Origin of the sequence: Streptomyces sp. NBC_00443 (genome assembly GCF_036014175.1) — a bacterium.
GTDB lineage: Bacteria > Actinomycetota > Actinomycetes > Streptomycetales > Streptomycetaceae > Streptomyces.
In genome coordinates this window covers 5,496,092-5,517,574 of the sequence record NZ_CP107917.1, presented here as the reverse complement: position 1 = coordinate 5,517,574, position 21,483 = coordinate 5,496,092, and the positions used below count along the sequence as shown (strand labels likewise).

General features: G+C 71.2%; 15 protein-coding genes. 8 read left to right on the top strand and 7 right to left on the bottom strand.

Annotation, left to right across the window (positions count from 1 at the left end):
- Positions 1–101: 101 nt before the first annotated feature.
- On the bottom strand, positions 102–1,718 hold the full coding sequence (locus OHO27_RS25065; protein ID WP_328430538.1) for an L-lactate permease: 1,617 nt from the start codon (positions 1,716–1,718) through the stop codon (positions 102–104).
- A 148-nt stretch (positions 1,719–1,866) separates the two neighbouring features.
- The gene (locus OHO27_RS25060) at positions 1,867–2,244 is read right to left on the bottom strand and encodes a DUF3499 domain-containing protein (RefSeq protein ID WP_328427234.1); all 378 of its coding nucleotides are present in this window, start codon (positions 2,242–2,244) and stop codon (positions 1,867–1,869) included.
- 343 nt (positions 2,245–2,587) lie between these two features.
- On the opposite strand from OHO27_RS25060, the gene OHO27_RS25055 reads away from it, so the two are divergent.
- The gene (locus tag OHO27_RS25055) at positions 2,588–3,037 is read left to right on the top strand and encodes a metallopeptidase family protein (protein ID WP_328427233.1); all 450 of its coding nucleotides are present in this window, start codon (positions 2,588–2,590) and stop codon (positions 3,035–3,037) included.
- A gap of 256 nt (positions 3,038–3,293) precedes the next feature.
- On the opposite strand, the gene OHO27_RS25050 is transcribed toward OHO27_RS25055, so the two are convergent.
- From OHO27_RS25050 to OHO27_RS25040, 3 genes are all read right to left on the bottom strand, one after another.
- Positions 3,294–4,811 (bottom strand): DUF5719 family protein, encoded by a 1,518-nt coding sequence (locus OHO27_RS25050; RefSeq protein WP_328427232.1) that lies wholly within the window; start codon positions 4,809–4,811, stop codon positions 3,294–3,296.
- On the bottom strand, positions 4,808–8,482 hold the full coding sequence (locus OHO27_RS25045; RefSeq protein WP_328427231.1) for a glycosyltransferase family 2 protein: 3,675 nt from the start codon (positions 8,480–8,482) through the stop codon (positions 4,808–4,810). Before OHO27_RS25045 ends, OHO27_RS25050 begins: the two co-directional genes overlap by 4 nt.
- A gap of 219 nt (positions 8,483–8,701) precedes the next feature.
- Positions 8,702–8,965 (bottom strand): WhiB family transcriptional regulator, encoded by a 264-nt coding sequence (locus OHO27_RS25040; RefSeq protein WP_003975777.1) that lies wholly within the window; start codon positions 8,963–8,965, stop codon positions 8,702–8,704.
- 648 nt (positions 8,966–9,613) lie between these two features.
- Between OHO27_RS25040 and OHO27_RS25035 the strand changes: the two genes are divergently transcribed.
- The 4 genes from OHO27_RS25035 (at position 9,614) to OHO27_RS25020 (ending at position 13,476) form a co-directional block, all read left to right on the top strand.
- Positions 9,614–10,108, top strand: coding sequence for a cysteine dioxygenase (locus tag OHO27_RS25035; RefSeq protein WP_328427230.1), 495 nt, complete (start codon positions 9,614–9,616; stop codon positions 10,106–10,108).
- Positions 10,109–10,142: 34 nt separating this feature from the next.
- A complete protein-coding gene (gene cofD / locus OHO27_RS25030; protein ID WP_328427229.1) occupies positions 10,143–11,102 on the top strand; it encodes a 2-phospho-L-lactate transferase in 960 nt (319 codons plus the stop codon).
- The gene (locus tag OHO27_RS25025; RefSeq protein WP_443059587.1) at positions 11,099–12,409 is read left to right on the top strand and encodes a coenzyme F420-0:L-glutamate ligase; all 1,311 of its coding nucleotides are present in this window, start codon (positions 11,099–11,101) and stop codon (positions 12,407–12,409) included. The genes cofD and OHO27_RS25025 overlap by 4 nt, the downstream gene beginning before the upstream one ends.
- A 65-nt stretch (positions 12,410–12,474) precedes the next feature.
- Positions 12,475–13,476 carry a DNA-3-methyladenine glycosylase family protein gene (locus OHO27_RS25020; protein ID WP_328427228.1) on the top strand — a complete coding sequence of 334 codons (1,002 nt, stop codon included), beginning with the start codon at positions 12,475–12,477 and terminating at the stop codon, positions 13,474–13,476.
- A gap of 226 nt (positions 13,477–13,702) precedes the next feature.
- Here OHO27_RS25020 and OHO27_RS25015 read toward each other — a convergent pair whose 3' ends face one another.
- Together OHO27_RS25015 and OHO27_RS25010 are read right to left on the bottom strand one after the other, a co-directional pair.
- Positions 13,703–14,785, bottom strand: a complete 1,083-nt coding sequence (locus OHO27_RS25015) for an NDP-sugar synthase (protein ID WP_328427227.1) — start codon at positions 14,783–14,785, stop codon at positions 13,703–13,705.
- A 258-nt stretch (positions 14,786–15,043) separates the two neighbouring features.
- A complete protein-coding gene (locus OHO27_RS25010) occupies positions 15,044–16,567 on the bottom strand; it encodes a peptidoglycan recognition protein family protein (protein ID WP_443059716.1) in 1,524 nt (507 codons plus the stop codon).
- 123 nt (positions 16,568–16,690) lie between these two features.
- On the opposite strand from OHO27_RS25010, the gene OHO27_RS25005 reads away from it, so the two are divergent.
- From OHO27_RS25005 to OHO27_RS24995, 3 genes are all read left to right on the top strand, one after another.
- Positions 16,691–17,446, top strand: a complete 756-nt coding sequence (locus tag OHO27_RS25005) for a TIGR03089 family protein (RefSeq protein ID WP_328427225.1) — start codon at positions 16,691–16,693, stop codon at positions 17,444–17,446.
- A gap of 602 nt (positions 17,447–18,048) precedes the next feature.
- Positions 18,049–19,197, top strand: a complete 1,149-nt coding sequence (locus OHO27_RS25000) for an LCP family glycopolymer transferase (protein ID WP_443059586.1) — start codon at positions 18,049–18,051, stop codon at positions 19,195–19,197.
- A gap of 223 nt (positions 19,198–19,420) precedes the next feature.
- Complete coding sequence (locus OHO27_RS24995) at positions 19,421–21,226, top strand: LCP family protein (RefSeq protein WP_328427224.1); 1,806 nt, start codon at positions 19,421–19,423, stop codon at positions 21,224–21,226.
- The last annotated feature ends 257 nt before the right edge of the window (positions 21,227–21,483 follow it).

Sequence of the window (21,483 nt, the reverse complement as noted above, 5' to 3'; positions counted from 1 at the left end):
TGAAAGTCCTGTCGGTCACCCCAAACTACCCGCCCGGACTGACACTGCGCTGGGTGACCGCTGAGTGGACTCCCAGCCGTAACCTCAGGTCAGCGCGGAGGTCAGGGCAGCATCCAGCCCAGCACCGGTGAACTCTGGCCGACCACGATCAGGCACATCACCAGCAGCAGGCCCAGACTCCACGGCAGCACGCGTCGCAGCAGGTCCCCCTCCCGGCCCGCGAGCCCCACGGCTGCGCACGCGATGGTGAGGTTCTGCGGCGAGATCATCTTGCCGAGCACACCACCTGAACTGTTGGCGGCGGCCAGGAGTTCCGGCGACAGCCCCGACTCGCGGGCCGCCGTCACCTGCAGGGCGCCGAACAGTGCGTTGGCCGAGGTGTCCGATCCGGACACGGCCACCCCGAACCAGCCCAGCACCGGCGACAGGAAGGCGAGCCCGGCGCCGGCCGCCGCCACGAAGTAGCCGATGGTGGCCGCCTGCCCGGAGAGGTTCATGACGTAGGCGAGCGCCAGCACGGACGTCACGGTCAGGATGGCGAACCTCAACTCGTGCACGGTCGCGACCCACTCCCTGACCGCCACGCGCGCGTGCACCCCCAGCACGACCGCCGTGCACACTCCGGCGAGCAGCACGAGCGTGCCGCCGGTGGACATGATCGGCCAGCTGAAGACGTTGCCGCTGACCGGATCCCCGTCCGGGTCGGCGACGTTCAGGAAGGGCCAGTCGAACGTCCGGGTCGCCTCGGCCAGCCAGTCCTTGACGACCGGGATCTGCGCGATGGAGAAGATCACGACGATCAACGCGTACGGCGCATAGGCCCGTACGACCTCGCGCCGCGGATCGTCCTCGTCCAGCTCCTCGCTCCGCGACCCGGTCAGCACGGACGCGCGTACGGCCTCGGTGGCGGGCACACGCGCGTGCGGTACGGCGACCAGGGCGCCCGCGCCGGCCAAGGCAGCGCCGATGTCGGCGAGTTGCGCGGAGACGTAGTTGGAGGCGGCGAACTGGGCGACGGCGAAGGCGATTCCGCAGACCAGGGCGGGCACCCAGGTGTCCCGCAGCCCGCGCCGTCCGTCCACGAGCCCGACCAGCACGAGCGGAACGACCAGGGCCAGCAAGGGTGTCTGACGTCCCACCACGGAAGCCACGTCGTCCAGCGGCAGTCCGGTGACCTGCGCCAGCGTCACCACGGGCGTTCCCATCGCGCCGAAGGCCACGGGCGCGGTGTTGGCGACGAGCGCGACGACCGCCGCGCGCACTGGATCGAACCCGAGCGCCACCAGCATGACCGCGCAGATCGCGACGGGCGCGCCGAACCCGGCCAGGGCCTCCAACAGGGCACCGAAGCAGAAGGCGATGACGAGGGCCTGGATCCGGGGATCGTCGGAGAGCCGCCCGAACGACCGGCGCAGGATGTCGAAATGACGCGTGCGGACGGTCATCCGGTACACCCACAGGGCGTTGACGACGATCCACAGGATGGGGAAGAGCCCGAAGAGCGCTCCCTGGGCGCCGCTGGAGAGCGTCTGACCGAGCGGCATGCCGTACGCGAGCCAGGCGACCAGCACGGCCGCCAGAAGCCCCGTGAGCCCCGCCAGGTGGGCCTTCATCCGGACCCCGCCCAGCAGGACGAGGACGATCACCAGCGGCAGGGCCGCCACGAGCGCGGACAGGCCGAGCGAGCCGGCGACGGGTTCCAGTTCCTGCACGTACACGGGCGCCTCCCCGGATTCCGCCATGCGGAAAGCGATTTCTCGTTCCGACATGCGGAATGGTCGTGTCCGCGCCAACGACACGTCAATGCTTGTGCATCACTCAACGAAACAAGCACACGAGAAACAGGAAATCCGACTGTTCCGACGGTCAGTTGTCGGGCGACCGGAGCACCCGCAGATGCCCACGCCGCGCGACCTCCATCGGGTCGGCCCCACGGCCCCCGCCCCCGCCGGCCTGGGCCGCCCGCTCCTGCGGACGGGCCGCCTCGCGCACGGCGTTGGCAAGCGCTTCCAGGTCATCACCGCTGGGACGGGCCGGAGCCGAACTGTCCAACAGCCGTACGACCTCCCACCCGCGAGGGGCGGTGAGGCGCTCGGAGTGCTGGGCGCACAGGTCGTAACAGTGGGGTTCGGCGTAGGTGGCGAGCGGGCCGAGGACCGCGGTCGAGTCGGCGTAGACGTACGTCAGCGTCGCGACGGCGGGACGGCCGCAAGCGGTGCGCGAACAGCGACGTACAGGGCTCACGACGTTGGACGGTACCGCACTCTTGAGCGGGCCGCGACGACTCTCCTCCGGCTCACTCCACCGTGTCGTGTTGTGAAACACCCCACACGCCCCTTTCACCCCACCTCGCTGACCTGCAGTGAAGCATCACCCCAAGATCCGGCCCACCTCTGAAACCGGTCACCACTCACTACAAATCCCGTCATTTACCTCGACATCGACGGTCTCGGAGAGATACGGAAACAAGCCCAACCTTGGCTGGAATGGTCATCTGCCGACATGCCGTACGAGCGGCCGTACGTCACCCTCACCACCCCATGGAGATCGGACAGGCACCGGCCACGAGGACTACCCTTCATCAGTGATGGACACCCCCGTACCGCCCCGTGCCGCCGGCCCCGGGCCCCGCCGCCGTGATCGCCACGGTCGGGGCATGCGCGGCCCGATCGCACCGCCCCAGGTCCCCCTCGCCGCGAGCCGCGCCGACGTCTTCGCCGACCTGGTCCAGGACTCCGTGGAACGCCTCGAACGCCGCTGGCCCCAGCTGGCCGACATGGACTTCCTGGTCCTGGAGGTCCCCCGCGTGGACGGCCCCGGCCGAGCCTGGAACGACGAGGCGGTCCCCCTGGGCGGCACCATCCCCGCCCGCGAGGGCCGCCCGGCACGGGTCGTCATCTACCGCCGCCCGGTGGAGATCCGCACCAAGGGCCGCGACGAGCGAGCAGCCCTGGTCCACGAAGTGGTCGTGGAACAGGTGGCCGAGCTGCTGGGTCTCACACCGGAGACGGTGGACCCCCGCTACGGCGAGGACTGAAGCGCCTGACAGCTGCTACGCGGCGCTGTTCAGTCCGGTGGCCCCGCGGCGCCGCACCCGCGTACGGCGGCAAGGGGCCGTGCCGGGGGGTGTCCGCCCTAAGCGGCCGGCGTCAACACGCAGCACCTCTTGGCCTAAGGCGACCGCCGGTCCGAGGACGGACACCCCCGGCACGGCCCCGACCCACCGACCGGACCGTTTGCGCTACGCGCACCCCCACCCAGCAGCCACAGGCCGCCGCAGGCATCCCGCCGGCCTACTTCTGCAGGACCGACAAGTCCTCATCCGCCTCCGGCACAGCCACCATTCCCCGATCGTCCGGCAACGTCTGCACGGTGAACCCGGCCACCCCGTCCTCCGTGACCGCCAGCGTCCGGGACGCGTACACCGGCCCGCCCGACACCGACTCCACGGTCAGCGCGTACGTGCCCTTCAGCCCGCTCGGCACCGGCACCGCCACGTCCTGAGTGGTGCCGGACTTGACCGTGTACGACTTCGACGCCGCAGCACCGCCCTCACTGCCCGCAGAAGCCGTCACCTTGACCTCCGCGGCACCGAAGGGCGCCGTCACGGACAACGTCGTCCCCTTCGCCCGGTTGTCCACCGCCGTCGCGCGCGTGCCCACCGCCCGGCTCGCCGGGATGAACGCCGTCTCCTGCTTGTCCCCCTTGCCACGGACCACCCGCACCGCCGCAACAACCGGCACCGACCGATCCGTGGGAGTCAGCACCAGCGACCCCGCCTCACCCTGCATGACGTCACCGAGATCCACCGCACTGGTCATCCCCGCCTTGACGTGCAACGTCTCGTTCCCGGCAGGCGTGATCAGCCCGGACGGCGAGGCGAGCCGCACCTTCAGATCCGCATCGGCGTCCCCCGGCGTGAAGGCGACCAGCCGCACGGAAGTGGCGTCCTTCGGAATGCCGGGCAGCACCAGAGACCCCGCGGGATCTGCGGACGCCGCCAGCCAGTCGCCACCGAGCTTGTCGTCCAGCGCCTGCACCGAGGCCCCCACCCGACCGCTGCGCACACTCACATGCACGGTCACGTTGTCCTGCTTCTCACTGGTGAGCGTCGACAGCAGAATCGGCTCACCGGAGTGCGGCTGAACCGTGATCCCCTCGCCCACCGTGGTCTCGAGCGCACCGTCCTTGCCATACAGCTCGATGTCGACGACGGCCGCTGAGTCGTCGGGGTTGGTCAGATGCACGTAGTCCGTGCGGTCGGGAGCCGTACTGGCCCCGGGGAACCAGAACTCGGTGTCCGGCGCGGTGCAGTTGACGCCCTGCAGACCACGCCCCGTGCCCGCGGCGACCTCGGTGGTCTCCTGCACGGTCCAGCCCGGCGCGAACTTCCCGTCAGCGGTTCCGATGAGCGCGGGCGAGTCGGCCCCGGACGCATCACCACCGACCGGCGTCCCCGGCTCCTTGCCCTCCAGAACCGGCTTGTCGGCCTTCCCGGCGTCGTCGCCCTTCTCGCCCTTCTCGCCCTTGCCGTCCGCCGCGTCGCCCTTCTCCTGCGCCGCGGACTGCAGTTCGGCCCTCCCGTCACTCGCCGTCCCCTTCGTGACGGGCGTGAACGAGCTGTACGTCGTCTCGGCGAGGTCCGAGATACTCGGCGCCGGGCACACCAGGCTCGTACGCTCCACGGGCAGCTCGGCGGCCGCCTTGGCGGTGTTCGCGCCGGATGCGTCCGGCGTCGTGAGCGCCGCGAGCCCGGTGACGGCGGCGAGAGCGGTGACGCCGGCGATCAGGGACAGGGTGGTGCGGTTCACTGCTGGCTCCCGTCGGGACGCTCACTGCCGTGCGGATGCTGCTGCGCCGGGTCGTACGTGCCGTCGTAACCCTGCTGGTACGTCTGGTCGTACGACGTGTCGTACGCCTGCGTGGAGGACTGTTCGCCGTACGCGTACGGGTCGTACTGGCCGCCCTGATACGGATCCGCCTGATACGCCTGGTCGTAGGCGCCGCCCGCCGGGTACTGCTGCCCGCCGTAGTTGCCGTATTCGGCACCTGCGTAACCGGGCGTGTCCCACTCGCCGTAGGACTGCTGCTGGGGAATCGCCACAGCTGGCGGCTCCGACGGGGGAGCGGGGAACTCGCCTCCCTGACCTGCCTCTTCGGCGTCGGCCTCGGCCTGCGCGCGCAACCGGCGGGCCCGCCGCCCCTCGCCGGCCATGGCCTCGGCCGGGACGACCGGCTCCTCGGGCAGGTCGTCGTCGATGTCGCGGCGACGTCCGGGAAGGGCCATCACGACGAGTACGAGGGCGAGGAAGCCCTGGGCCCACAGCCACGCGCTGTGGCCGATCGGGTCGTCGTAGGTGACGTCCAGCTTGCCGCCGCCGGCAGGCAGTTCGAAGCCCTGGGCCCAGCCGTCGACCGTGGTCGCGGTGAGCGGCTTGCCGTCCAGGGTGGCCGTCCAGCCGTCGTCGGCACTGTCGGCGAGCCGCAGGACCCGCCCCTCGGCGCCACTGGGAACCGTGGTGTGGATCTCGACGGGGCCCGCGGCAACGGGCTGAGGCTCAACGGCCCCGGAGCCGCCACCGGCCGCAGCCCCGGACCCGGACTCGGTCCCGGCGACGATGGCCGCCCGCGACACCTGCCGGTCGATCCGCCACAGCGCACTGCCGTTCTGCTCGCTCAGCCGCGACAGCCCCGGCGTGGCGTCCAGCACGCGCGTGACCTCACGCGGCGCCCCCTTGTGGACGAGGACGTAACGCACGGCGACCGCGCCGAGCTGGTCGGCCTGGTCGGCGCCGGAGCCGGCGACGAGGTTGGCGACGATCTTGTCGAGCTTGGTGTTCTCACCGTCGGCGGCGGCGAGCTCGGCGTCGCCGAGGCGGGCGCCGGAGCCACGGACGAGCATGTAGCCGACGTGGGCGGAGGATTCGCTGTCCAGGACGAGGGTGCGGGCCTGGTCGCGGGTGCCGCTCTCCTCCGCGACGAACGCCGGCACCTGCACGGGGTCGCGCCGCTCAAGGGGCCCGTCGGCGCCGCGGATCATCCAGCCGGCGGCGACGAGCAGCGGGCCCGCGGCCGCGGCGAAGGCGATCAGCGCGGCGACCGGCTGGCGCCAGCCGAAGCTCTGCTCGGCCACCCGCGCGCGTGCCCCGTCGGCGCCGAGCAGGGCGGCGGCCAGGAGGGCGATGCCGTAGACGAGCGTCGCGGGGCCGGCCCAGGTGGAGCTGTTGGACAGGACCGCGAAGACGAGGCCGACGAGGGCGACCGCCCAGGCCGTCCGGATCCCGAACTGGCGCTCGGAGCGCATCAGGGCGGCCAGCGCGGCCAGCACGATGCCGATGAGCATCAGCCCGTCGACCGTGCCGGGCCCGCCGGGGCTGGCGCCGAGCAGATCCAGGGCGGACGCGGCGGAGGAGCCGTACTCCAGGCCGGCCTCCTGGAAGAAGCCGAACGGAAGCAGCGACAGCGACCAGGGCGCGAGGACCAGCAGGGGCACGCCGAGCTGGGCCAGGAAGCGCAGGCCGTACGCGGTGATGTCGGCGCGCCGCACCGCCAGCACACCGAGCCCGAGGAGCAGGGCGATGGGCCACACGATCGGCGTGAAGGCCGTGGTGATCGTCAGCAGCAGTGCGTACGCCCAGGTCGCGCGCCAACTGCCGCGCGCGCCGGAGCCGTTCGTCAGGCCGCTCGCCGCGATGCCCGCGCGCGCGATGAGCGGCAGCAGGACGGCGAGGACGGCGGTGCCGATGCGGCCGCCGGCGAGCGCGCCGGTGGCGGCGGGCAGGACGGCGTAGACGACGGCGCCCCACGCGCGCAGGAGGCGCGACTCGACAAGCGGGCGGGAGGCGAAGTACGCGGTGAAGCCGGCCAGCGGCACCGAGCAGACGAGCAGGACGGTGACCGCGAGCCCGGTCGATCCCAGCAGCACCGAGGCGAGCATCGCCACGATCGCGAGATACGGCGGCGCGGACGGGGTGCCGCCTGCGCCCACCGGGTGCCAGGCGTCCACGTAATGCGACCACAGCTCACCGGAGTCCGCCGGAGCGGGCAGCAGTGCCCCGCCCGCGAGCGCGCCGCCGCCGAGGAGCTGCCGGCAGGCGATCAGCGAGACGAACAGCAGCACCAGGAAGAGCACCGGGCCGGGCTTGCGGGCGATGCGCTTGAGGCGGGCGAACTGCTCTATCTCCAGGAAGTCGGCGTCGTCGCCGCCGGGTCCGGACTCGATCGCGCTGCCGTGCCGTCCGGCACCGGACGTCACCTCGGGATCGGAGCCGCCGACGAGGCTGCCCGCGGCCTGTTCGACGGTGGCCCGCACGGTCGCGCCGGGCGGCGGGAACAGCGCCCGCAGCTCACCCTTGTCGATGACGGGACTCCCGCGCCTGCGCCGCCCGGCGATGATCCGCTCGGGGCGCAGGAGCGTGCCCATGAGGCCGCGGATCTCGTCGAGGGCCTGCCCGGGGACCTTGCCCACGAGGTAGGCGAGGGTGCGCAGGACCGTGCCGAGCAGGAGGCGCAGCAGCACCCAGGGCAGCACGGCCGTACGTGTGTTGACTAGCAGCGTGTAGACGGCGCCCGCCTTGTCGACCTTGTGCGGGGAGGCGGCGGTGCGGCCCACGCAGTCGACGGCGCGGCGCTCGCGCGAGGAGGCCTCGGCGTGTCGTACGACTGCCTCGGGGGCGACGAGGACGCGGTGGCCGGCGGCCGTGGCGCGCCAGCACAGGTCGACGTCGTCACGCATGAGGGGCAGCCGGCGGTCGAAGCCGCCGAGCTGTTCGAAGATGTCGCGGCGGATCAGCATGCCGGCGGTGGACACGGACAGTACGGGCCGTACGTGGTCGTGCTGGCCCTGGTCCTGTTCGCGGCGGTCGAGGCCGGTCCAGCGGCGGCCGGAGTTGGCGATGGTGACGCCGACCTCGAGGAGCTGCCGGCGGTCGTACCAGCCGCGCAGCTTGGGGCCCACTACGGCGACGTCGTCGCGGCCCAGCTCGTGCTCGTTCTCCACGACGCGCAGCAGCTGGGCCAGGGCGTCGGGTTCGGGGGCGCAGTCGTCGTGCAGGAGCCACAGCCACTGCACCGGCTCCCCATGGGGGAGTTCGGGCATGTCGTAGGCGTCGTCGCGCCAGCTGCGCGTGACGGGGTCCCAGCCGCTCGGCCGCTTCAGATACGCCAGCTCGTCCGGGGTGAGGACGGGGGCGGTGCGGTTGGCCTCCTCGACGGCCTGGCCGAAGCCGGTGCGCCGGGCGAGGTGCAGTACGCGGTCGGCGCCGAGGGCGTCGGTGACCAGCTGGGCGGAGTGGTCCCCACTGCCGGTGTCTGCGGCCACGGCGAACTGGACGGGGCGCTCCTGGCCGAGCAGCCCGGCGAGCACGTCGGGCAGCCAGCGGGCGCCGTCGTGGGAGACGAGGACCGCGGTCACCACATGACGCGGGAACTCAGGTGTGGCAGCGACGTCGTGATGGGCTGCCGTGTGGCTGTGCACGGACATCGAGGTACGGGCCCCGGTTCGATGGACTGCGGTGGACGCCCGTGCCCCGTGGGGGCAGTGCGGCGTCTCGGACGAGCGACCACACTATCGGCTGGGCATCACGGCGGCCCGCCGCCTGTGGATAACCCACCCGCGACGGGCCGTTCGAAACGTATTCGAGACGTATGTGCGTGCGTTGTGTGGGTGCGACGACCGTCGGTCGGGCGGTCGGTACGACGCTCAGACGGCGGCCTTCTTCAGCCGGCGGCGCTCCCGTTCGGACAGGCCGCCCCAGATGCCGAAGCGCTCGTCGTTGGCCAGGGCGTATTCAAGGCACTCGGAGCGGACTTCACAGGCGAGGCAGACCTTCTTGGCCTCGCGGGTGGAACCGCCCTTCTCGGGGAAGAAGGACTCGGGGTCGGTCTGGGCGCACAGCGCGCGCTCCTGCCAGCCGAGTTCCTCGTCCGCGTCGTCGACCAGCAGTTGCTGCACCAGCTCGGTCATGTGCGCCCCTCGTCTGTCTTTCGCGTCCCCGTGATGTAGCCGTTACCGATTCCGGCTGAACGACACGAGTGAAATTACAAGTGTGCTGCTCCGGGCGAGTCAAGCCGAGATCTGCTATTGAGCCCCTTATTCACTCTGCGGAACCAAGGCCTAGCGGAAAGTGTTCAAATCGTCATAAACCTTGACAAGCGGACGAGGCCCGGGAGGGCGTCCAACCCCGCTCGGAGCCTGTACGGAAAAGGACGCCCAGAAGTTCGATCTCGTTGCACACACGCGCGGATGCGAACCGGATCACAGTCGGATCACAGGATCACAACGACGCCGCGCGCCCGGTTGTGCGCCATGTGTCCCGGTCGCCCCATGAACAAACCTTTCGCCACGGAGATGGACCGGATGAGGTGAAACATGTCCCACATAACGGGCGTCGAGTTGACACTGAGGGTGCGAACCGATGTCCTTGTGGGCATGCTCGCGAACTCGGCACTCACCTCGACCCGCACCGCCGGGTCCCACGGTGCTGCCCGCGCTCGCTGTAGCTGTTGCTGTCCCAGCTGTTGAGCCACACCTGCTCCAGCTGTAGGCCGAGCCACCCTTTCCTCGGCTCTCGTTCCCCTCTGACCTTCCTTCACTGAGGAACCACCGCACCCCATGAACAGCGACAGCGACCTCCAGATCGCCGGCGACATCCTCGAAGTCCCGCACCTCCTCAAGACACCGCGCGAGCACCCGGCCACCGTCGCCGAGTTCGTCGGCCTGGCCCGCTCCATCGCCGCCGACCGCTCCCAGTGGGAGCACCTCGTCCGGTACGACGCCACCACACGCTGGTACCACCGGCTGAGCACGGGCCCCGGCTACGAGGTGTGGCTGCTGTCCTGGGTCCCCGGACAGGGCAGCGGCCTGCACGACCACGGCCCGTCCTCCGGCGTCCTCACGGTCCTGGACGGCACGCTCACCGAACACACAGAGGGCGCCACACGCGCGTTGACGGCGGGAGCGCAGCGGGTGTTCGCGCCGGGCTATGCCCACGAGGTGGTGAACGACGCGCTGGAGCCGGCGGTGAGTCTGCACGTCTACTACCCGGGGCTGACCGAGATGCCGATGCACACCACCCCTGCCTGCGAGGCGCGTGCCGTGACTGCGTGACACGTTGTCGTACCCGCCTGCAACACTTGCCCCCATGCACATTGTGGTTCTGGCAGGCGGCATCGGTGGTGCCCGGTTCCTGCGCGGTCTGAAGCAGGCCGCGCCGGACGCGGACGTCACGGTCATCGGCAACACCGGGGACGACATCCACCTCTTCGGGCTGAAGGTCTGCCCCGACCTCGACACGGTGATGTACACGCTGGGCGGCGGCATCAACGAGGAGCAGGGCTGGGGACGGGCCGACGAGACCTTCCATCTCAAGGAGGAGCTCGCGGCGTACGGCGCCGGGCCGGAGTGGTTCGGGCTCGGCGATCGGGACTTCGCCACGCATATCGTGCGGACGCAGATGATCGGCGCCGGATATCCGCTCAGCGCGGTGACTCAGGCGCTGTGCGACCGCTGGAAGCCGGGAGTCAGGCTCATCCCCATGACCGACGACCGCGTCGAGACGCACGTCGCCGTCGAGGTGGACGGCGAACGCAGAGCCGTCCACTTCCAGGAGTACTGGGTGCGGCTGCGGGCCTCGGTGCCGGCGGAGGCGATCGTGCCGGTCGGCGCGGAGCAGGCCAAGCCGGCGCCGGGTGTCCTGGAGGCGATCGCCGACGCGGACGTCATCCTCTTCCCGCCGTCCAACCCGGTCGTCTCGGTCGGCACGATCCTCGCCGTGCCCGGCATCCGCGAGGCGATCGCCGACGCCGGTGTGCCGGTCGTGGGCCTGTCCCCCATCGTCGGCGACGCGCCCGTGCGCGGGATGGCCGACAAGGTGCTCGCGGCGGTCGGCGTGGAGTCGACGGCCTCGGCGGTCGCCGAGCACTACGGCTCGGGACTCCTGGACGGATGGCTCGTCGACACCGTGGACGCCGGCTCCGTGGAGCAGGTCGAGTCGGCGGGGATCCGCTGCCGGGCCGTACCGCTGATGATGACCGACCTCGACGCGACCACGCAGATGGCCCGCGAGGCGCTGACGCTGGCCGAGGAGGTGCGAGCGGTTTGAGCTACGTGTCTGCCGACGGCTACCGCGTCTGGGCCGTCCCCGGGATTCCCGAGATCCAGCAGGGCGACGACCTCGCGAAACTGATCGCCACCGCCGAACCCGGTCTCGCCGACGGCGACGTGCTTTTGGTCACCTCGAAGATCGTGTCCAAGGCCGAGGGACGGATCGTCGAGGCGACCGACCGGGAAGCCGCCATCGACGCGGAGACCGTACGGGTCGTGGCGCGTCGCGGCGCCCTGCGCATCGTCGAGAACCGGCAGGGGCTCGTGATGGCCGCCGCCGGGGTCGACGCCTCCAACACCCCCGCCGGGACGGTGCTGTTGCTGCCCGAGGACCCCGACACGTCCGCGCGGGCGATCCGGGACGGGCTGCGGGACGCCCTCGGCGTCGACGTCGGGGTCGTCGTCACCGACACCTTCGGACGCCCCTGGCGCGCGGGGCTCACCGACGTGGCGATCGGCGCCGCCGGCATCCGCGTACTCGACGATCTGCGCGGCGGCACGGACGCGCACGGCAATCCGCTCAGCGCGACCCTCGTGGCGACCGCCGACGAACTCGCCGCCGCCGGTGACCTGGTGAAGGGCAAGGCCGCCGGGCTGCCCGTGGCCGTGCTGCGCGGGCTGGCGCACACGGTGGCCGAGGAGCACGGGGAGGGGGCGCGCGCCCTGGTGCGCGGCGCGCGTGACGACATGTTCCGGCTGGGCACGTCGGAGGCGGTACGGGAGGCGGTGACCCAGCGCCGTACTGTCCGGGCCTTCACGGACGAGCCGGTCGACGCCGGGGCCGTACGAAGAGCGGTCGCCGCGGCGGTCACGGCACCGGCGCCGCACCACACCACACCGTGGCGTTTCGTGTTGCTGGAGTCGCAGGAGTCGCGGACACGGCTGCTCGACGCGATGCGGGACGCCTGGATCGCCGACCTGCGGCGCGACGGCAAGAGCGAGGCGTCCATCGCCAAGCGCGTGCGACGCGGGGACGTGCTGCGCAACGCGCCGTATCTCGTGGTGCCGTGCCTGGTCATGGACGGTTCGCACACCTACGGCGACGTACGGCGGGACGGCGCCGAGCGGGAGATGTTCGTCGTCGCCACCGGGGCCGGGGTGCAGAACTTCCTGGTCGCGCTGGCCGGGGAGCGGCTGGGGTCGGCGTGGGTGTCGTCGACGATGTTCTGCCGGGATGTGGTGCGGGAGGTGCTCGGGCTGCCGGAGGACTGGGATCCGATGGGGGCCGTGGCGGTCGGGCATCCGGCGGAGGAGCCGCGGCCGCGGGCGGAGCGGGATGCGGGGGCTTTCATCGCGGTGCGGTGATGCGCGCCGGACAGCGCCTACGCTCGTAGGGGTCTCTCCATACCGGTTTTCTTAGGACTTCACTCGTGGCAGGACGCTTCACTCCGCAGTCCACGCGTACGACTGTGCGCGGCGGGCATGTCCCGGTGCCCGCCGGGATACCGCGTCAGGCGCCGGCCCCCGGGCGGGTGCGCACCTGGGTGCCGGACGGGCCGCTCGATCTCGGGCTGGTGTTGGGGCCGCTGCGGCGTGGGCCCGGGGATCCGACGTTCCGGGCGATGCCGGACGGGTCGGTGTGGCGGACCTGTCTCACGCCTGCCGGGCCCGGGACGCTGCGGGTCGGCGTGCGCGGTGCCGAGGTGCGGGGCGAGGCCTGGGGGCCGGGGGCCGAGTGGCTGCTGGAGCAGTTGCCCGAGCTGCTCGGGGGCGCCGATGATCCGTCCGCCTTCGTGCCGCGGCACCGGCTGGTGGCGCTCGCTCGGCATCGGCGGCCGGGGCTGCGGTTGACGCGGACCGGGTTGGTGCTGGAGTCGTTGATTCCGTCGATTCTGGAGCAGAAGGTCACGACCGATGAGGCGTATCGGGCGTGGCGAGTGCTGGTCCGGAAGTACGGGGTGGCGGCGCCGGGGCCCGCGCCCGGGCGGATGTGTGTCATGCCGGACGCGGCGACCTGGCGGATGATTCCGTCCTGGGAGTGGCATCGGGCCGGGGTCGACAACAAGCGGGCCTCGACGATTCTGCGATCCGTGCGGGTCGCCGCGCGACTGGAGGAGGCGGTGGGGATGGACCCGGCTCAGGCGCAGGCTCGGTTGGAGGTCGTGCCGGGGATCGGGCCGTGGACGTCGTCGGAGGTTGTGCAGCGCAGTCATGGGGCGGCGGATGCGGTGACCGTGGGGGATCTGCATCTGCCGGGGATCGTGGGGTTTGCGCTTGCGGGGGATCGGGATGCGGATGACTCCGTGATGCTGGAGTTGTTGGAGCCGTATGCGGGGCAGCGGCATCGGGCGGCTCGGTTGATTCTGTTGAGCGGGCGGGGGCCGGCGCGGCGGGCTCCGCGTATGCCGGTGGGGGACATCGGGCGGTTGTAGGAGCGCCGGGGTTTTCGCCCCAGCCGCCCCTACCCTTCCCGTCCTTGAAGGGGCGCTGCCCCTTCGACCCCGGCCCTGGGGGCTGCCGCCCCCAGACCCCCGCCATCGGCCTGAACGGCCTCGTCCTCAAACGCCGGACGGGCTGACATACCGGGACCGGCGCCTGAGAGGCATCATTCGAAGGAGCGCCGCCCCCGTCGTGCGGCGCGGAGCCCCTCGCCCGGTCCTACAGGTCCGGCGAGAAACGTACCGACCCCGCCGGGATCCGAGCGTCGCACCACACCCGTACCCCGTCCCTCAGCTCGTTGTCGGCGCCGATGACCGCGCCGTCGCCGATGACCGTGCCGGTGAGGACCGAGCGTTGGCCTACGCGGGCGCGGGTGCCGATGAGGGAGTCGGTGATGATCGCGCCGGGTTCGATGACGGCGCCGGGGAGGATCGTGCTGCCGAAGACGCGCGCGCCCTCGGCCACGAAGGCGCCCTCGCCCACCACCGTGCCGCCGGTCAGCTTGGCGTCGGGGGCGACGCTGGCCGTGGGGAGGATCAGGCGGTCGCCGCAGCGGCCGGGGACCGCGGGGGACGGCGCCCGGCCCAGGACGAGATCCGCCGAGCCGCGGACGAAGGCCGCGGGGGTGCCCAGGTCGAGCCAGTACGTCGAGTCGACCATGCCCTGGAGGTGGGCGCCCGCCGACAGGAGGTCGGGGAACGTCTCGCGTTCGACCGAGACGGGGCGGCCCGCCGGGATCGTGTCGATGACCGAGCGGCGGAAGACGTACGCCCCCGCGTTGATCTGGTCGGTGACGATCTCCTCGGGGGTCTGCGGCTTCTCCAGGAACGCCGTCACCCGGCCCGTGCCGTCCGTCGGGACCAGGCCGTACGCCCTCGGGTCCGTCACCTGTGTGAGGTGGAGGGAGACGTCCGCGCCCGTCGTCTCGTGCGTACGGACCAGGGCCCCGATGTCCAGGCCCGTCAGGATGTCGCCGTTGAAGATGAGCACCGGGTCGTCGGGCGCGGAGTTGAGCCGGGAGGCCACGTTGCGGATCGCGCCGCCCGTGCCGAGGGGCTCCTCCTCTGTCACGTACTCCAGGTGCAGACCGAGCGCCGAGCCGTCCCCGAAGTACGGCTCGAAGACCTCGGCCAGATACGACGTCGCCAGGACGATGTGTTCTACGCCCGCCGCTCTCGCTCTCGCCAACTGGTGCGTGAGGAACGGGACCCCGGCCGCCGGGACCATGGGCTTCGGCGTGTGCACGGTGAGCGGACGCAGCCGAGTGCCCTTGCCACCGACCAGGAGGATCGCTTCTGTCACCTGTCGTCTCTGCTTCCTGCCGGGACCGGCCGAACTGTCTTTCGGCCGGCCAGTGTATGCAGACCGTTGTGCGACGCCCCCGACGGCAGTGCGGCAGTCCGCCTCATGCCCCCCGACGGCGGTGAATGCGACCCCATGACCCCCATGACCCCCATGCCCCCCATGAGTCCAGCTACGAGCGCTACAAGTCCCCCCATGGGTCCCCGCTGGTCCCCGCAAGTCCGGACGCTTGCCCCGCCCCCCTGGCCCCGCGCCCTCTCAGCGCCCCTGGTAGCGGGCCGCCGAGGCGCGGGCGGAGCCCAACTTGCTGTAGAGCTGCTTGCCGGGGCACTCCGTGGAGAAGCCGTCCCGGTGGCCGGAGATCACATTCAGTCGTACGTTCTTTCCCTTCCGGTAGAGATTGCCACCGCCGGACTTCAGGTATGTCTTTCCGCGCGGATTGGCACCGTAGAGCCCCAGCTTCCAGGCCGTGAGCCGCGCCACGGCCTTCACCGAGGCCGCGGTCGGCTTGGTGACGCCGTAGCTGCCGAGGACGGCGATCCCCATGCTGTTGGTGTTGAAACCGCGAGTATGGGCACCCAGGACCGGCTTCGCCACTCCCCCGGCACGCCCCTCGTAGATGTTTCCGCACTTGTCGACGAGGAAGTTGTAGCCGACGTCACGCCAGCCCATGCTCACCACGTGGTAGCGGTAGATACCGCGAATGAGCGAGGGGACCTGCGAGCAGGAGTACTTGCTGCCGGACGCCGTGTGGTGCACGAAGGCCGCCTGCACCTTCTTCGTGTAGACGAAACTCCGCTCCCGCCAGCTCTCGTTCGCGCCCCAGCCGCGCCGCGTGACGATGCGCGGCCGCGGCCCGATGTACGGCTTCGCCCGCTGCGCCTGCGTCAACTCGGTACCGCGCAGCGCCAGCAGCTCCCGCTCGGTGGCGGCCCGGCCGAGCTCGGGGATCTCGGCGGCACCTACGGGCGCGAGATCGACGTTGGCGGCGGAGGCGGCCAGGGACTCGGCGGTCTCGACGGTCTCGGGGTTGAGCGTTCCGGGGCGGGCGGCGCCGGCGGTGTCGCCGCCCTGCGCGGGGGCGGGGTCGCCGGGGTCGACGAGTTCGAGGCGGAGCCCGTCGGGAAGCGTCGAGCCGGCCTCGGGGCGGGCTGTCGCGTCCTCACCACTGCCCCCCACGCCGTCCTCGGGCTCCTCGGAGGCATTCTCGGGTTCCCCGGTCGGCCGCGGCCCGGCGGACCCGGTCGCCTCCGGGGTGACCCGTACCTCAACGCCGTCCGACTCCCCGACCCACAACGGCGCCGTGGAGCCGCGGACCCGGCCCGAGGTGCGTTCGTCGGTGCCCGGGTCGGCCGCGTGATCGCCGTTGTGCGTCTCGACGTCCTGCCAGCCGGACCAGGTGCCCGTGCCGACGGCGCGGGTGCGGACCTGGACACGGCCGTGCAGTTCGGCGTCCGGGTCGTCCCAGATGACGCCGACGAGGGAGAAATGGCCTACGCCGCGGGGGGACAGGCCCTGTTCGGCGGGAGCACCGCTGACCCGGTCGCCGTCGAGGGGGGTGAGGGGCAGCGACTGGGTGCTGCCGGGGACGTGCGACCCGTCGCCCGGCTGACGCATCGCCGGCCCGGCCACCGTCCCTGCGCTCGTGGCGGCTTCCGCTCCGAGCGCCGGTCTCGCGGTCGCCGCGACGGCAGGTGGGGTGAGCGGGAGGGCCAGAGCGGCCGCGCACGTGACACCGATTGAGGAAGCAAGAAATCCACGCATACCAATGATGTTGGGCATAGCCATACAAACCTGTCCATCGGGGAGCTGACGGGGCGTCGGCATGCGATTCGTCCGAACCGGTGGCGGTCGGATGGTCCCGGCGGGGGGTGCGCGGGTGCGTGTCCGCGTACGCTTGCGCGGGTGAATGCCACCGATCGCACCCCTGCCGACCTGCTGCGTTCCGCGCTGACCGCGGATCCGAGCCGCCCCTTGGTGACCTTCTACGACGACGCCACCGGGGAACGCGTCGAATTGTCCGTGGCCACGTTCGCCAATTGGGTGGCCAAGACCGCGAATCTGCTCCAGGGGGACCTGGGGGCCGGTCCGGGCGACCGCGTCACGCTCTTGCTCCCCACTCACTGGCAGACCGCGGTCTGGCTGCTGGCCTGCTCGTCGGTCGGCACGATCGCGGACGTGGGCGGGGATCCGGCGGCGGCCGACGTGGTGGTGAGCGGGCCGGAGGGGCTGGAGGCGGCGCGGGCGTGCCGGGGGGAGCGGGTCGCGTTGGCGCTACGTCCGCTGGGGGGCCGCTTTCCGCAGCCGCCGGCCGGCTTCGCCGACTACGCGGTGGAGGTACCGAGTCAGGGTGACCGTTTCGCACCGTACGCACCGGTTGATCCCGAGGATCCCGCGTTGATCGTGGCCGGGCGGGAGTTCAGCGGTGCCGAGGTCGTGGAGCGGGCGCAGGCCGAGGCGACGGGGCTGGGGCTCACGGGGCCGGGGTCGCGGATTCTCTCCGCTCTTCCCTACGACACCTGGGAGGGGCTCAATGCGGGGCTGTACGCGGCGCTGGCGACCGGGGGGTCCGTGGTGTTGTGCCGGCACGTCGAATCCCTGGGCGAGGACGCCCTGGCCAAGCGCATCGAGGCCGAACGGGTGACGGCGACCGCGCGGTAGCCTCCGGCAATTCCGGAAGTCTCGTCATCCGGCCCTGCGACGAACCCCCTCCCCAGGGGCTCCGCCCCTTCGACCCCGCCAGGGGGCTCCGCCCCCTGCCCCCCCTCGGCCTGAACGGCCTCGTCCTCAAACGCCGGACGGGCTGAAATGCCGGCACCGGCACCGACAAGTGCCGTCTGCGCGCGTGCACAGCTCTCGCCCCCCGTATGTCGGACGGGCTGGAATGCCGGGACCGGCGTCGCACAGTGGCCGTGGCGGCGGGCGTACCCCGGCGGCGCCGCACCCGCCCACGGCGGCAAGGGAACGTGCCGGGGGGCGTCCGCCCGCAGTGGCCGGCGTCAAGAAACAGCGCCCCCCTGCCCAACCCCAACCGCAGGTCCGAGGACGGACACCCCCGGCACGGCCCCGACCACCCACCGCACCGCAGGCGCCACGCAAACCTCCAGCGAAGCAGCCACAGGCCGCCGCAGGCACCCTCGCCCAACCGCCGAGGCAACCGTCACCCGTTCAGCCCCCCACCACCCGCCCCCACCCCCATCCACGCCACGGTGGTAACAGCAGCCCACACCGCACGCACTACGCACTGAGGGGTGGACCCAGCCGTGACCGACTCCGCACGCGCGTGCCCCGCGGGCAGTAGGGCGGGCAGAGACAAGCGGTCCGTACGGCGGTGGGTGCGGCGGGGAGCCATTGGGCTCGGGCTGGTGGTCATTGCCGCCGGTGGCGCCGGGTGGGCCGTGTACGCGAAGCTCAACTCCAACATCACGCCCGACGAGGCCGCCGCAGCCGAATTGGCCCGGTATGAGAAAGAGCGCCCCACAGCACTCGTCAGCGGCGCCCAGAACATCCTGCTCATCGGGTCGGACTCCAGGGCGGGCCAGGGAAACCGCCGCTACGGAAAGGACTCCGGCACCGAGCGCTCCGACACCACCATCCTGCTGCACCTCTCCGGCAAGCGCCGCAGCGCCACCGCCGTCTCGATACCCCGCGACCTGATGGTCGACGTCCCCGGGTGCCGGAAGCCCAACGGCTCCCGCAGCGAGCCCATGTTCGCGATGTTCAACTACGCCTTCCAGATGGGCGGTTCGGCCTGCACCATCCGGACCGTGGAGCGGATGACCGACATCCGGGTCGACCACCACATGGTCGTCGACTTCCACGGCTTCAAGGAGATGGTCGACGCCGTCGACGGCGTGGAGATCTGCCTCAGCAAGCCCATCAACGACAAGGCCGCCAAGCTGAGACTCCCGGCCGGCAAGGTCAGCCTCAACGGCGAGCAGGCCCTCGGCTACGTCCGCGCCCGCAAGACCCTCGGCGACGGCAGCGACACCGACCGCATGGACCGCCAGCAGCGCTTCCTCGCCGCGCTCGTGCACAAGGTGCAGAGCAACGACGTCCTGCTGAACCCGGTCCGTCTCTATCCGGTGCTGGACGCCGCCACTTCCTCCCTCACCACGGACCCGGACCTGGCCAGCTTGCGTGGTTTGTACGAACTTGCGCGTGGGGTGCGCGACATCCCCACCGAACGCGTGCAATTCCTCACGGTCCCGAGGGAGTCGTACATCTACAACGCCAATCGCGACCAACTCGTGGAACCCGAAGCCGAGCGGCTCTTCGAGCGACTGCGCGTCGACGCCCCGGTGAAAGTCGTGAATTCGTCTGAAACGCCCCAGGGGCCCGAGCCCTCGGACCGCACTTCCCCGGCGCCCACCTTCCGCGGCAACACCGCCGCCCAGAACCCCTGCGGGTAAAGCGCTCACCAAGTCGACGAACCCCAGTTCAAAGAAATGCGCCGGATTGCCCAGTTGTAGGGACGTGGAATTTGTCACCGTCGTCGCTTGACGCTGAACTGGGCGGATAGTGTGAGCGATCCGGTGCACCCAGCCGTAGTTACGGTTGCGCACTGTTTGACCGAGACCCGAGCGCCTTGGAGGGGTAGGCGCCGCGTGGCCCCGACGGAGGATTCAGACAACCGTGGACGCGCAAGGCCGTGGGCGGGCGGACGACATCGATCCCGCAGACCAGTGGGTGCTCAATCCGAACACCGGCGAATACGAACTGCGACTGGCTCCTTCCGCAGCGCAGTCGTCGGTGCCCGGACCCCGCAGATCCGCCTCCCGGGCAGGAGCGGCTTCCCGGGCCGGCGGCAAGACTGCCGGGGGGACTGCTGCCGGGGGTGCGGGTAGCGGCGCGGGCGCCGGAGGTGCCGTACGCAATCGCACCGCCGCCCCCGCACGCGAGACGCGTCCCGCGCCGGGCCGTGAGGTCCCGTCGCAGCGCAGGCGCAAGGGGGCGCCCGAGGAGCCGCCGGGCCGGCGTGGCCGGCGGCCGGTGAAGAAGAACAAGGCGAAGCGGGCCCTGCTCTGGACCGGCGGGATCACCGCGTTCGTGGTGGTCGCCGCCGCCGCGGGCGCGTATCTCTACATCGAGCACCTCAACGACAACATCCAGTCCGTCTCCGACGACGGCGCGAGCACCGGTGGCTTCTCGAAGGACAAGGCCATCAACATCCTGCTCATCGGCACGGACAAGCGCACGGGCGCGGGCAACGAGAAGTACGGCGACTCGGGCAGCGCCGGGCACGCCGACACCACGATCCTGCTGCACGTCTCGAAGGACCGCTCGAACGCGACCGCGCTGAGCATCCCGCGTGACCTGATCGTCGACATCCCGGACTGCCCGACCACGCAGGAGGACGGCTCCTCGAAGGTCATCCCGGGCGAGACCGGCGTCCGCTTCAACACCAGCCTCGGCCAGGAGGACCGTACGCCCAGTTGCACCGTGCGTACGGTCACCGAGCTGACCGGCATCCAGGCGGACAACTTCATGGTCGCCGACTTCAACGCCGTGAAGACGCTGACGTCGGCCGTCGGCGGCGTCGAGGTGTGCCTCGCCAAGGACATCGACGACCCCGACTCCAAGCTCAACCTCCCCAAGGGCGAGCATGTGATCGAGGGCGAGCAGGCGCTGGCCTTCGTCCGCACCCGGCATGCCGTCGGCACCGGCGGCGACCTGAGCCGGATCGGGCTCCAGCAGCAGTTCCTCAGCGCGCTGATGCGCAAGCTGAAGTCGAACGACACCCTCACCAGCCCGTCGAAGATGATCAAGCTGGCCGAGGCGGGCACGAAGGCGCTCACCGTCGACTCGGCGCTCGACAGCATCGACAAGCTGAAGGACCTCGGCCTGGAGCTCGGCAAGCTCGACACCAAGAACCTGACCTTCACGACGATTCCGGTGATCGACAACCCGACGGAGAAGGTCCGGGCGACGGTCGTCCCCAACCCGACCACGGCTCCCCAGGTCTTCCAGGCGATCCAGAACGACGTCTCCTTCACCGCGGTCAAGGAGCAGAAGAAGAAGGAAGCCGCCGCCGTGGCCGCCCGGCTCAAGGGCACCAAGGCCGACCCCGCCGATGTGCGGGTGCAGGTCTACAACGGCGGGGCGCCCGCGGGCAGCGCGCAGGAGACCCTCACCTGGCTGCAGACCGAGGAGGGCGTGGAGAAGTCCGAGAACGCGGGCAACGCGCCGGCGACGCTGTCGAAGACGACGCTGGAGTACGCGCCGGACCAGGCGGACCAGGCACGGCAGCTCGCCGCGATCATGGGGCTGTCCGGGTCCGCGATGAAGCCCGGCAAGAGCGTGACCAACTCCCAGGGCCTGCCCACGATGACGCTGACGCTGGGCAAGGACTTCAAGGGTGCGGGCGTATCGCTCACGGCTCCGAGCAAGGCGCCCGACGTGGAGAAGTCCACGGCCGACAAGGTGGAGTGCGCGAAGTAGTCACTCAACGGGCCCGTCTCCCCCGCCTGCTCGGGGTGAGGCGGGCCCGTTCCGCTCAAAGGCCACAAAATCTCCGGTACGGAAACTCCGGCGGGGAACGCAACTGTGGCCGACTCTCGTTGGTCTGACGCAAGACACGGTTGTGTCAGGCGGCGTTGGCCCGACACACCACGCGGCCGTGCCGGGCGTGGATTTTGCCGACACGTGGCCAACCGGGCTCGGACCCACAGGGGTCTGACAGGTTGCGAACCGGCGTC